The sequence below is a fragment of the Ferruginibacter profundus genome (assembly GCF_054783275.1).
On sequence record NZ_BAAGQW010000001.1, the window covers coordinates 1,311,821 to 1,326,399 of the forward strand.

The 14,579-nt window shown below is 42.2% G+C and carries 6 protein-coding genes; 5 read left to right on the forward strand and 1 reads right to left on the reverse strand.

Translation table 11 applies throughout. From position 1 onward, the window contains the following. Positions 1–1,431, forward strand: coding sequence for a sigma-54-dependent transcriptional regulator (locus ACYVM0_RS05535; RefSeq protein WP_460553708.1), 1,431 nt, complete (start codon positions 1–3; stop codon positions 1,429–1,431). A 51-nt stretch (positions 1,432–1,482) separates the two neighbouring features. Here the strand turns inward: ACYVM0_RS05535 and ACYVM0_RS05540 are convergent, their stop codons facing one another. Next, positions 1,483–10,266, reverse strand: coding sequence for a GH36-type glycosyl hydrolase domain-containing protein (locus ACYVM0_RS05540; protein WP_460553711.1), 8,784 nt, complete (start codon positions 10,264–10,266; stop codon positions 1,483–1,485). A 778-nt stretch (positions 10,267–11,044) separates the two neighbouring features. Here ACYVM0_RS05540 and ACYVM0_RS05545 point away from each other — a divergent pair. The 4 genes from ACYVM0_RS05545 (at position 11,045) to ACYVM0_RS05560 (ending at position 14,385) form a co-directional block, all read left to right on the forward strand. Further along, positions 11,045–12,013 carry a DUF4382 domain-containing protein gene (locus tag ACYVM0_RS05545; protein ID WP_460553714.1) on the forward strand — a complete coding sequence of 323 codons (969 nt, stop codon included), beginning with the start codon at positions 11,045–11,047 and terminating at the stop codon, positions 12,011–12,013. 194 nt (positions 12,014–12,207) lie between these two features. Further along, entirely contained in the window at positions 12,208–12,555 is a 348-nt protein-coding gene (locus ACYVM0_RS05550) for a hypothetical protein (RefSeq protein WP_460553717.1), read from the forward strand. Positions 12,556–13,273: 718 nt separating this feature from the next. Continuing rightward, positions 13,274–13,843, forward strand: a complete 570-nt coding sequence (locus tag ACYVM0_RS05555) for a hypothetical protein (protein WP_460553720.1) — start codon at positions 13,274–13,276, stop codon at positions 13,841–13,843. Positions 13,844–14,019: 176 nt separating this feature from the next. After that, the gene (locus tag ACYVM0_RS05560) at positions 14,020–14,385 is read left to right on the forward strand and encodes a response regulator (RefSeq protein WP_460553723.1); all 366 of its coding nucleotides are present in this window, start codon (positions 14,020–14,022) and stop codon (positions 14,383–14,385) included. The last annotated feature ends 194 nt before the right edge of the window (positions 14,386–14,579 follow it).

The following is a 14,579-nucleotide window of genomic DNA, read 5'->3' on the forward strand; positions in this document are numbered from 1 at the left end:
ATGAAGAAAAAAATTTTAGTTATTGATGACGACCTGGATATGAGCCTGCTGCTAAGCCGTTACCTTACCAGGAACGGTTATGAAACTGAAGAAGCCAATAGCGGCAAAGCGGGTGTAGAAAAATTCAGGCATGCAAAGTTTGATATGGTGATCTGTGATTACAGGCTTGGCGATATGGAAGGTAAAGAAGTATTGGAGAAAATAAAAAAGATTGACCCTGATGCAATAGTGATCATAATAACCGGATATTCTGATATCAAAACTGCAGTAGATGTTATCAGGTCGGGTGCAATTGATTATATTACAAAACCCCTGGTGCCTGATGAGCTGTTGAATGTATTAAACAATATCAGCAAAGAATTGGCAGCAGGAAAAAATAATGTTGCAGCCCCTACATCATCTGCCGGTCAATTTGCAGCGGATCAGTTTTTGAAAGGCCAATCTGCTGCTGCAGTAAAATTGCACCACCAGGTGGAGATGATTGCTAATACTGACTATAGTGTGATACTGTATGGACAAAGCGGAACCGGCAAAGAAGTAATAGCAAAATCAATTCACGCTTTAAGTAACAGGAAGCACATGCCGTTTATTGCCATAGACTGTGGTACATTATCCAGGGAACTGGCGGGCAGCGAATTATTTGGCCATGTTAAAGGTTCCTTTACAGGTGCGGTAAGTGATAAAGCAGGCCATTTTGAAATGGCCAATGGCGGCACTTTATTTTTGGATGAAGTGGCAAACCTTTCATACAATATACAGGCCTCTCTGTTACGTGTGATACAGGAAAGAAGGTTTAAAAGAGTAGGCGATAACAAGGAAATGGTTTTGGATATCAGGATCATTGTTGCATCCAACGAAAATTTACAGGAAGCCTATAAAAACGGAAAATTCAGGGAAGATCTTTATTACCGCTTCAATGAATTTGCCATAACTATCCCTGCACTCAGCTCACGTAAAGAAGACATTCCATTGTTTGCCGAATTTTTTCTTCAAAAAACAAAAACTGAATTGAACAAACCAATTACCGGGTTTGATAATAAAGTAATGGAACTATTTACAGCTTATGCATGGCCTGGTAATTTACGTGAAATGCGCAATGTAATACGCAGGGCTGTATTATTAACCGGTAAAGGCACTGTTGGTATAAAAGAACTTCCGTTTGAAATTACCGGTTTAATGGATAATACCTTATATGATGCTGATGACGACCGCCTGAAAATAATAGAAAATGAAAATCCGGCGGTCACTATAAAAGAAACGAGGCTCAGGCATATCACTGCCAAGGCGGAGTACGATGCCATTTTAGCGGTATTGGAAACTGTAAATTTTAATAAATCGAAAGCGGCTGAGTTATTACATATTGACAGAAAAACATTGTTCAATAAAATCAGAGCTTACTGGAATAATTCTTCTATTAATACTTTGTCCTGATCCCCGAAGAGAACAGGCTGATGTTTCAAACCTGTTCTCTTTTTTTGCAATTCATACCTTTAAAGCGGCTGGCAGATTATTTTTTTCAAATGGCTGTTTATCTTTGTAGCCTGTAGTTATTACAACTTCATGTACAAAGCCGTCATCTATCAATGTAACAAAATCATTACTTTCTTCCTGGCCGTTCACTATAATTTTTGTGTCAGTTGCAGTTGCACCCCACTTCACTTCTATATTATAAATAGTGGAAATAAAGCGGTATTGTATGTGTATGTTTTCCCAATGTGACGGTAAACAGGGCTGTATATAAAGCCTGTCCCCTCTTCTCTTAAGCCCTGCAAACGATTCTGTTAAAAGCTGGTACATCCAGCCTGCTGCACCGGTATACCAGGTCCAGCCGCCCCTGCCCTTATGTAACGGTTCGGCATAAACGTCAGCAGCCATTATGTAAGGTTCTGTTGCATACTTTTCCATGGCATCGGCATCCTTGGCCCGTATCAACGGGTTTACCAATTGTAACAGTTCCCAGGTGCTTTCCCTGTTGCCCATGGCAGCAAATGCCATTATCAGCCATATTGCTGCATGGGTATACTGTCCGCCGTTCTCTCTTACGCCCGGCACATATCCTTTTATATAACCCGGGTTCATGGCAGATGTATCAAACGGCGGATCAAATAATTTTATAATGCCGTCGTCTCTTTTTACAAGATAGTTACCGGCTGCATTCATTGCCATTTTTGCTCTTTCAGGATCGGCTGCACCGGACAGTACCGACCAGCTTTGGGCCAATGAATCAATTTTACATTCAGCATTTTGTGATGCGCCCAGTGGACTTCCATTATCAAAAAAAGCACGGATGAACCATTGTCCGTCCCAGGCATGCCGGTGAATGTTATCCTGCAGCTGCAGTGCAGCGGTCTGCCATTTAGCGGCAAGCTCCTTATCATTCTTAAACGTTGCAATGGCAATAAATTTTATGAGTATATCATACAAAAAAAAGCCCAGCCACACACTTTCGCCTTTACCATGGTGCCCCACTTTATCCATGCCATCATTCCAGTCTCCTGACCCTATCAATGGGAGGCCATGAGCCCCGAAAGCCAAGCCATGTTCAATAGCCCTGTTGCAATGCTCATACAGTGTTGCCTGCTGTTCACCAATAACAGGAAGATCGTAATACGATTCTTCTCCGGCATTCAGTAACCTTCCTTCCAGGAACGTAACTGTTTCATCCAGCAACCCTTTATCACCTGTTGCTGTAATATACTTTTCTGTTACAAAGGGCAGCCATAGAAAATCATCTGAGCAGGTGGTTCGTACACCCCTTCCTGATGGAGGGTGCCACCAATGCTGCACATCCCCTTCTTTAAATTGCCGGGAAGCGCATAGCAGTATCTGTTCTCTTGTAATTGCCGGCCTGGTATGGATCAATGATAATACATCCTGCAACTGGTCCCTGAAACCAAAAGCACCGCCTGACTGGTAAAAACCGCTTCTTCCCCATATACGTGAGGCCAGGGTTTGATAATTAAGCCATCCGTTGGTTAAAATATTTACGGCAGCATCCGGTGTTGTTACCTGTACAGCACTTAAAGTTTGTTGCCAGTAGTCCTTTACTTTTTGCAAGGCATTTTCTGCTGCGGCTGTACCTTCAAATTCTTTTATAACAGAAAGCACCTCCTGCGTATTTTTTGCAACCCCTAACCGGAAAACCACCTGCTTAACATCTTCTTCTCCAATATCCACCGGTACCTGTATTGCAGCGCAGGGGTCAAGCCCGGCCCCTGTTCTGCCCGACAGCCTGGTTCTGTACATGGCATCCGGGTTACTTATTGTTCCGTTTCGGCCAATGAATTCTGTACGGTCGCCGGTGATCGTTCTTTTTACATCATCCGCATCAAAAAAAGCTACCCTGTTATTAAATTCTGCACTGTAGGCATTTTTTGCAAGGATAGCGCCACTTCGTATATCTGTTTCAGTTACTATGTGCATTTGTGTCCGGCCCTTCAGGTCTCCTAAAACCCATTCGGCATAACCGGTAACAGACAGCCGCCTTGGCCTGCCGGAATTATTAAGCAGCCGTATGCAGATGAATTTAACCGGTGCCTTGATATCTGTATATACTGTCATGGTAGTTTCTATCCCATCTTCACTATGACTAAAAACAGAATATCCAAAACCATGGCGGGTAACATACCTGGATATACCCCTGCAAGGTAACGGTGCCGGAGACCAGAATTTTCCGCTTTCCTCATCTTTAATATAAAATGCCTCACCCTTAAGATCGGTAACAGGGTCATTATTCCATGGTGTAAGACGGCACTCGTGGGCATTGTCCACCCAGGTGTATGACTGTCCGCTTTCGGTTATAATGCTGCCAAAATCAGGATTGGCCAATATATTGCTCCAGGGTGCCGGTGTGATTTGTGATGCCGATGTGCTGATCACATATTCTTTACCATCTGCAGCAAACCCTCCGGTGCCATTAAAAAACTGCAGCTCCCCAGGCTGGGGTATGCTGGTGAGTACTGAGGCATGAAATTTTACGGGCCTGAAATAGGGCATTACAGGCTTTAACTTAACTCGCCGCTGTACCTGTTCTTCAAGGCTTCCCCACTTGTCTGCAATTACCACCCTGGCTACGGTTTGAAAGAGTATCCTGTCTTCATTCGATATCTGGTCGGATGAACGTATAAAGATACCTCCCGGTTTGTCTTTCATATCTGCAGCCACGCCGGGGGTAAGCAAGCTTAATATCTGGTTTTGCAGTACCTGCCGGTAACCACCATGATCCTCATTCCAGATCACCAGGTCTGCAATAATACCTTTCATACGCCAGTAAGTATGTGCCTGGATCATTTGTTTTACCAGCTCTATATTATTGGCATCTTCAATCTGCAGTAATACAATGGGAAGATCCCCTGAAATAGAATATCCCCATAAACCCGACTGCCCACGTTGATTCCTGATTATCACTGCAGGGTCTGCACGCAAAGAATCATTGGCAAATACCACAGAAGCTGCAAGACGGGTATATAACTGTGCTTCTGATTCTGATGCATTGATCTGCCGCAGAATTACCTGGCTGTGTGTCCACGCCAGTTCCAGCACACGGCTGGTAAGGTGCTGATCCTGGTATTTCTTGATCAGCATATTACACTGTTCCTTAGTTTCTGCAATACCGGTAATAATATCGACAGTGGCGGAGGCATGCGGTTCTATTACAATACTGTACCGTATAGACGCAATAGGATCCAGTACGGCACCAATGCCACCCGCCAGTTGGTTTACACTATCCATTGCATTGGGTTTATGTACAGTATTGCCCCTGCCGATAAAACTGTTTCTGTCTGTTTCGTAAGACCATGTTTTTACCGTAGCATCATTTACTTTCATAAGGTGAAACATCCAGGGTACCGGTTCATCTGCCGACCTTGGCCGGCGTGTGCAGGTGATAGCGTGGCTTTCGGGTATTACCTGCGTTTCTACAAAAAGATTATTAAAAGCAGGGTGCATTTCTTCAGCAACCGGTGGTGCTATTACCACTTCCAAATAACTCGTGATCTCTATAGATCTCCTTCTCCTGGACCGGTTGGTGATACGAACCCTCCTCAGCTCAATATCATCCTCCGGCGAAACTGCAATTTCTGTATGTGTTTCCATCATCAGATCGGTACGCCGGAATTCTGCTTTTCCCTGGGAGAAAACAGCTTCGTAATTATCGCCCTGTTGTAATGAAGGCTGGTAGGCTACCGACCAGAAAGTGTCATTTTCCTCATCTCTTATATAACAGAAATTGCCCCGGTTATCGCAGGTAGCATCTTCACGCCAACGGGTAACCGCAATATTCTTCCACCTGCTGTAGCCGCCGCCGGAATTTGTAACCATTACATGATAATGCCCGTTTGATAACAGGTGTACTTCGGGAATAGCTGTATGCGGAGTGTTGATCACCCTCATCGATAAATCAGTACCTGTTCCTGCCGGTATGCCTGCACTAAATAAATCGGGCGTGTAAGAACCTGTAAGCCTTGGTACCCTTTCCTGCAATAAAAGCAACGCAGATTTCATCTGAATATCAGCTGCAAATCTTTCCTGCATAGGTTTATTTAAAAGCAGGTATGCCAGCGATAATAATCCCATACCCTGGTGATGCGCCATAAAGGAACGTATCACTGTAAAAGGTTGTTTTCGTTGCACACGTGAACCGGTATAGTCGATGGCTTCATAAAATCCATACCTGCCTTCAAAGCCCGATTGTTTCATCAGCTGCAGATTATTATAGGCTTCATCAGGACTTACCATTAAAGCCATGATTGTGGAATAAGGAGATATCACCAATTCATCACCAAGCCCACGTTTAAACCCCGTACCCGGAACGCCAAATGCCTTGTATTGATAATTAAGGCTGGCATCTACCATATTATATCCCGATTCGGAAACGCCCCACGGAACGCCTCTTTTTTTACCATATTCAACCTGCTTGTTAACTATAGTTTTATAAGTTTGATGCAGTAATGTGTTTTCGTATGTTGGCATTACCAGTAACGGCATCAGGTATTCGAACATTGATCCGCTCCAGGATAACAGCAACGGGCTATTGTTCATACTGGTGAGCTGCCTGCCTAAGGCAAACCAGCTTTCCTGCGGTAACTTACCCTGGGCTATTGCAATAAATGTGGTAAGCCTTGCTTCGGATGCAAGCAGGTCGTAATACCCGTTATCCCTGCGGTGATCATCCACATTATACCCGATGGTAAGTAAATGCTGTGGCCGGTTGTATAAAAAATCATAGTCGAAAATGCTGAGTGTATGGCATTTTACAACCAATTGCTCCGCTATGATCAGCATTTCTTTTGCACGTGTACCCGATACCGTAATTATTTCCCGGAACTGGTTCAGCCAGTCATCCTCTGCTGCATTATTATCTTCAGCATCAAATGCTATTATCTTGTGCAATACAGTTGCTTCAATGGCTGCCAGTTGCCTCAGGGTGGGCCAGGCAGGCAGTGCGCTGATAAGTACGTTAAATTTTTCAGGTGGTGCAGGCATATCGATCCAGGGGCATAACATTGCCAGTTGGTTACTAACTGCAGTAAGTTGTGCTTTTGCCTTTGTTGCCCACCATTCTTCCTCGCTGCCTGCGGTAAGCTGTATTGCCGATAGCTCCTGCTCAAAAGCAGCCAGCATTTTATCAGCCAATTTTTTGGTACCTGCAATATCCTTTACCACGTGGTCATATTCTTCATTTAGCTCATGCACGTATTTTTTCAGGTGTTTGATATGTGTGGGGTTGTTTATTTTTTCAATGATGATATATACGGAATCCAGAAAACCATCAAAGAAGAACCTGCCGGCAATCTTTTTATTTGCCAGCTCATGCAAGCCCTGTTTTAAAGTAATTAAGTGCCCGGCAAAGTTGCCGCTGTCAACAGTAGAGATATATTTAGGCTGCAATGGCAGTAACGTAATGGTATCATACCAATTATATAAATGACCGCGGTATTTTTCCAACTGCTGCAGCGTATTGATAGTATTGCCGGTACGTTCAATCAGCTGTGTTGTGGTGATATAACCAAAATCATGAGCCGCAAGGTTAGCCAACAAAGCCATCCCGATGTTGGTGGGTGATGTACGGTGTGCAACCCTTTCAATGGGATGCTCCTGGTAATTATCGGGTGGCAGCCAATGGTCTTCTCCTGTAACAAAGGTTTCAAAAAAGGACCATATTTTTCTTGCCAGTTTACGCAGGTAAAACGACTGACCGATGGTTATAGCTGCCCCTTTGTGTCCTTCGGGCCTGCTTATGACCCACACAATTGCCGGGGCCAGTGCCCAAACTGCCAGTAAGGGGTATGCGAAAACAAGTACCACCGGAAAATAAACACTGAGATACACGAAAACGGCCGCAGCAAAAAAAGGCGCCATCCACATTTGCAGGTAAACCTGACCAATGCTTTTTTGTTTTTGCCCCTGGTTATACGGATCCCATTTTAATAGTCTTTTTCCTGAGATCAATATCCGCCAGAGCGTGATCATAATAGCATGGGCATTCACACAGGCTTCATAAGGCAGGGCCGCAATATCAATAAACAATCTTAAAAAGCGGTCTTTGGCAGTTCTTGCCGTAAATATTACGTGCTGCGAAAAATTAACGTCGGGTTGCCTTACCAATAATTCCCACATTACACCTAGCAGTACAGGAAAGCCCGAAATTAAAAGCAGGGACATCGTCCATAGCCAGGGCACAGAAGATACCACCCATCCGTAAATAAAAAGCAACAACAACGAACCTGGTACCAGGCTCCGCCTGAGGTTATCCATTATTTTCCAGCGAGACAGCATGGAAAGATGATTGCGGTGCCATTTATTATCTGCACCTTTTACAAACGGTAAAATCCATCCTGCAATTTGCCAGTCTCCCCTCACCCACCGGTGGCGGCGTTTCATGTCTGCAATATATTGCTGTGGATAATCTTCGTACAGTTGTACATCTGTTATAAGTGCCGACCTGGAATAACAGCCTTCTAAAAGATCATGACTCAGTATCCGGTTTTCGGGGAATGCATCACTCAATACTTTTTCAAACATGGCCACATCGTAAATACCTTTTCCGATAAAAGACCCTTCAGCAAAAAGATCCTGGTAAACATCTGAAACAGCACGTGTATAAGGATCGGTGCCCGGTTCGTTGCCATGTATTTTTGCATATAACGAGCTGCTTTCGCCCGGCAAACTATTAGATACCCTTGGCTGCAATATGCTGTAACCGCCTGTTATAATTTTTTTCTTTTCTGAAAATACAGCCTGGTTCAACGGGTGCGCAAGCGTGCCTGTCATTTTCCATGCAGTTTCTCTGGGCAGTGAGGTATCAGCGTCAAGGGTTATAACAAATTTCACATCGGTATATATATTTTTTTCTCCGATAATAGAAAAAAAATCGTGGCCTTCTTTATCCAGTATTAATTTATTGAGCTCTGCAAGCTTTCCACGTTTACGTTCATGCCCCATCCATACCTTTTCTTTTTCGTTCCATTTGCGTGCCCTGTGAAAAAGAAAAAAAGTGTCGTTGGTGGGGCGTTCATATTTTTTGTTCAGTTCAATAATCTTATGCTGTGCTGCCTGCAACAGCATTTTATCATCGGGTGCAAACTGGTGTGGGGCATCTTTAAAGTCTGTAAGCAGGGCAAAACAAAGATTAACATCGCGGTTAGAAAGGAAACGTATCTCCAGTTTTTCAATCAACTCATCAATACCCTTTACAGAAGTGAGCAATGAGGGGACTACTACCATGGTGCGAAAATTTTCCGGAATACCTTTTGAAAAATCCATTTTAGGCAATAACCGGGGCCTTGCTGAAATTGTGATGAGCCAGTTGATACAGTTTACTGCCAGCTGACTGGCAGTGAACAATATCGCAAGCACAATAACTACCAGTATCGAATACACTACGTTTTCGTTGCTTGCCAGTCTGAATAATGGCCAGGCCACCAGTGCTGTTAGTAAAGCAATCCCTCCCAGGTAGGCAGATAAGGGAAACCGGCGGCTGATTTTACGGCAGGTATCCATTGCGGACCCTTTCATTTTTGCCAGCCGTTCAAGCTGCAACAATCCTTTACCTGCCAGGTAATATCCCACATGCAACAGCCTGCTGTCATTTGAAGTATCAGCTGCATTTGCTGCGGCCTCAATAGCCATTGTTGCCACCTGCTGTTCTGTACAACTGCTGAATTTCGCTATCCTTTCCACTGCATGGCGGTATTGGTCCCGTGTAAAAAAATCCATTTGGCTGTATGTACCGTTAATATCCTGCCGGAGTATCTTTTCTACAATGCAGGTATTTTCTACAAATTCACGCCAGTCTGTATTGCCCAAAAAACGAAGGCTGCTGATGCTGTTACTGATAGAAACCTGGTCCGCAGCCTGCTTTTGGTTTTCCTGCTGAATCAGCTCTTCACTGGTTAATCCATGATCAGATAATTGTTGCTCAATCCAGTTCATTGCCAGTGAGAGACTACTGCCCTTTTCTCTTAACCTCCTGGCGAGTTCTGCAATAAATGAACTTACCATTGGCGGATCTGATCTTGCCATATCAGCAATGATAAGCACCAGGTTTTTAGGTTCATGCTCTGCTGCATTGATCAATTGGTCTGCCCAGTCATCAGCAAGGTTTTTATTACTGATATCTACAGAGATCTGTATCGACAGGCGGCGGATGTTTTCAATTAATGCAAGGCGCAACATGATAGGGAATGCCCATAACTCCCCGATCTTTAAAAAAGTATTTACCTGGTAGGCAGTAACAAAACCGGTGAGGTTATTGATATCGATATGCCCGTCGCTATGGGAAATAATTTCCACAGCTATATCATAAATGCGGGGCAAACCTGCCGATTCTCCTTTTAACAATTGCGGCAGTCCCTTGCTGTATCCTCTAGGCAGATGTTTTTTTCCGAGGTAGATCTGTTCTTCAATCAGGTAAAAATTATCCAGTAACCATTCTGCAGCCGGCATTATCCTTTCATTTTTACCAGCTGCAGTGGTTAATACGGTATGTACTTCCAGTAATATTTTTTCATTCTCTGCAAGCCGTTTCAATAATTGTTCAGAAGGTTGCCCGGCAAGTAATACATGCTTTTTAGAAATTACACCTGCGTGTTGTTTCAGTTGTTCTTCGGTAAATAACTCCGACCTCAGTGGAGGCCTTTCGTTACTGTATTTATCGTTCCGGCTTTCCCCAAAGATGGAATCAAGCATGTTTTTTTTAAGCGTGGCCACAGCCTGCGGTAACAATTCCAGAATAGCTGTATCCTTTTTTTTTCCAAATCTTTTCATCGGTCGATATTTTTAATGCCAGTTCCTCACCTAAGTATGCCAATATCATGCCTTTAAAATTTTACCAGGTGGCCGGTTGCGGCCTCTCCTCACCAGGTGCCTCATTATTTTTATATTTCATATTCCAGGTATTAATTTTAAAGCACCTGGCAGCATTTTACCAACTTGCATGGCAATTTGTACAATCATGTATTTGCACGGGCATACCAAAGGAAGCCCTGTACTAGCCGTATTTTATAAATACTAATAGTGTTGCGGCACAAAACAATTGCTGCGGTTTAGTTTTTATCTGCACACACGTAATTTGAGGCGATCTGTAAAACAGTTGTTTTATTTATTGCAGCGTTTATATCATCAAAAAAATATTAACACGTAACTGTATATACACATAACGGGGAAATTTTTCCTTGATACGGGAACTCCTTTGATTGGTATTGCTGTTAAAATTTGTACGCAATAATTTTCATCGTTTTTTAATACGCCAGGAGAGTAAATAAAATCAACCACTGGTAACCGTTGGCGTAACGCTATAATATTACTAACGGGATATAGAGTTAGTATACAGCCTTATGTCTATGAATCGGTACTATTTTTTCATTCAGTTACTGCAGGCAATATTTTAATTGTATGATTTTTAAAAGCGCAACTATGTAAATTATTAACGGGGCCTTTACCTAAGATAATGTCATCCGTACTCATGCTTTGTCCACAATACTAAGTGTTGGCACATGCTTTGAAAACTTACAAAGTAATATTCCACACTTAAATATCAAACATTATGAAAACAAAAAAAATCAACTATACCCTCGCAATGATGTACACGGGTATATTGTTACTATTACTGGCAATACAATCATCTTGTTCTAAAGACAACAACGATGCTGACACTGCAGCCGCTACCACTATTAAAATTACGGATGCTCCTATAGACGACACTGCAGTGAGTGGGGTATTTGTAACTATAACAGATATTAAATTAGATAGCCAGAGTGTTGCAGGTTTTACCAAAACCACTGTAAACCTTGCTACTTTACAAAACGGTAATACCAGCAACCTGGGTACTTTTAATCTTACCGGAAAAACTTACAGCAGTATTAGTTTTGTTTTAAATTTCGACACCACTGCCAGCGGTACATCACCTGGCTGTTATGTATTAAGCAGCGGCGGCGTAAAGCATAAACTGCAATCTGCCAGCAATACTATTACCATTACAAAGAGTTTTGATTTACAGGCAGGCACATCTAACAGCCTGGTAGCAGATTTTGATTTGCGCAAAATGCTCGTTCGCCAAAGCGGTGGCAACCCCGGCGATATGTATGATTTTGCTACCAATGCTGAATTGCAGCATGATATACGTGTAGTAGCAGAAAACAAAACAGGCACAATTTCAGGAAAACTTACAGACAGCCTTTCGTTGTATGGAAAAAAGGTAGCTTATGCCTATAAAAAAGGCACATTCAACAGAGCTACTGAATTATCCGGGCAGGGCGCTAGCAATGTAGAATTCAGTAATGCTGTGGCAAGTGCTGTAGTGGCTGCTGATGGTACCTATCAATTACATTTCTTAGAGTCCGGAGCCTACGAAATACATTATGCAAGTTATAAAGACACCAATGCAGATGGTATATTAGAACTTAAAGGTACTCTTGTAGTATTGGGGTCAGGTACCCTGGATCCTCTTAACCTCGACCTTGGAATAAATACCACCATAACCGTAAATGTTATTGCCACGGCATTATTGCCATAACACAGTGTAAGCAACAATAAAGTTATAGCTGAATACAGGGAAGGCCGGTTTATAAAACCGGCCTTTGTAATGCAATACCTGTTTTCAAACATGCATTTACAGTATTAAGTGGCATGATTTTTTTGACCTTTCCTATAAACTTGCCGGCAATTATAATTACTTAAAATATTTTTTAACTACAAAATTTTAATACAATGACACCAAGGAATTATATAATACCAGCCATCATAAGTTGCGGAATAGTGCTGTTATTATTACTGCCACTACATCACTATGCGGCGGCAAAAAATACCCGAATTATTGCTGCTGCTGTAAACCCGGCTGATAGCTTAGCTGATAGCAAAACATTTGCGCTGATTGTAAGCCGGGTTAATGAAATACAGGCCATGGACAAATCCCATCTTACCGCCGGCGAGAAAAAAGAACTACGCAGGGAATTGCGCAGTCTTAAACAAAAGGCAGATGGCCTTAATGATAAAATCTATATTTCAATAGGAGGAATCATCATTATCATTTTGTTACTTATACTCATACTCAGGTAAATCAATTTCAATATCACTGTAATAAAGCCGGCATTCTTTTGCCGGCTTTGCCTGTTTGCAATTGCTGCAGGAAAATCCTTTTTCCTGCAGCAAATAATTGTTCCATTATTTGATTTCTCCTTTTAGTTTTATTTCGCCCAGGTCTGTATACTTACCTTCTTCTACCAGAACCTCTTCAACATAAGCATCTTTAAATGGTGCTATCGCAGTTACATGCAGTTTCCATTTACCAGGCTTCAGATCAAGGGTAAAATTTCCCGCTGCCGGTGCAGTGGAAACTGAATCCCTGTTTTTAACTGCCCATACCGATTTAGCTGCATCCGGCGGGCTGATAATTCCTTTTATACCCGAGGGGCATTTTTACGTGAAATAAAAGCACTCATTAATACAATGAATGCGGCGCATAGAATAATTACTTTCCTTTTCATGATAGTTGTGATTTTAAATGATAAAAGAAAAAAAAGAAGTAAAAATTTTTTCGGATGCCTGATACTTTTAGAGGTAATTATCTGAATAACAAGAAACAAATTGTATGCCACGGCAAAAACAAACCGCCATACAGTAAAAGCCCGTGCCCGGATATTGCAGCGGGCAATAATTTCCATCAGCAGCGTGCACATTGTTACCCGGATCAATAAACGGCACATTTTTTAATTGATATTACATAAGAGGATGCGATCTGAGGCTAAGAAATTTTCTAACTTAAAAAACAAAAATCATGTCAGTAAATCTTTTAGAAGAAGTAAGAAAAAATTTGGATTATCCACCGCTGCAAAAGATAGACCCCAATACTTCTCAGGCAGAAAAAAATAAAACACCCACAGAAAGTGATATCGGGCAGGCGGCAATACCCGCCACACTTGCCGGCCTTTATCGTTTAATACAATCAGACGAAGGCGCCGGAAATTTTTTAAACCCGGTGGCCAATACTAATTGGGTGGATGCCATATTCCATGACTACAAAAACGAGGTTACAGAACGTATTGCTGCTTACGGGCACCGGTCTGAAAGAATTGTGAGGAATGCTATCAATTCAATTGCGCTGGAATGTCATCGTATCATTAGGGAACAACTTTCCATTTCCACACCGGAGCAATTGAAACATTACTTTCATATACAGCTGCCTACAATTTTATTATACCTGCCACCACAAATACATGCTGGCGAATGGGTGTTTGATAATACATTGGATGATAATATCAATAAAATGAAAGGGCCTGTATCCAGCTGGATACAAAAAGTTGGTGCTATGTTTTCAAACCCGGTAAATACAAAACACACAGATTGAAAATGAGAATAATTTTCCCTCACCGGGGAAAATTCTGCACAACAAGGGTTATCGGGAGTCAATATCTTTTGTAGCTTTATAGAAGGTACCGGTATAATAACTGGCAGGTTAATTGCCGGTTATTAACCGTTAGATGCACCTACATAACCTGTTAACCCTGCTTTTAATAAAAACTGGTGAAGGCATTAATCATCGATGATGAGATTGATATTTGTTATTTATTAAGGAGTATACTCCTTAATAAGAACATTTCCTCGGAGTATGTAAATTCCATAACTGAGGCCAGGCGTGTATTACTGAACACCAATCCCGAGATCATTTTTCTGGATAACCACCTGCCCGACAGTAAAGGGGTGGAATTTATCAGCTATCTTAAAAAGAACCACCCCGGCTCCATTGTGGTTATGATAACGGCCTATGACACTCCGGACGACAGAAAAAAAGCGCTGATGGAGGGCGCTAACTTGTTTATCTCCAAACCATTTTCAAGAGAAACAATTCTCCGTACCATAGATTTCCTCCTGCACCAGTTTCCATCTTAAACAGCCGCTTACTTATCGCCTGCTATATTGTTTGCTTATTTTAGCTTGTATGCATCATCACGCCAGTAGTATTATTTTTTATTTATTGCGGCAATCTTAGGGCTACATATAACTCCTAGCGCCGGATTTTGTACTTATGCAGCTACCTTACTGCAAAAAACCTGGACATTACTATTTTAGTGTACTATATACAG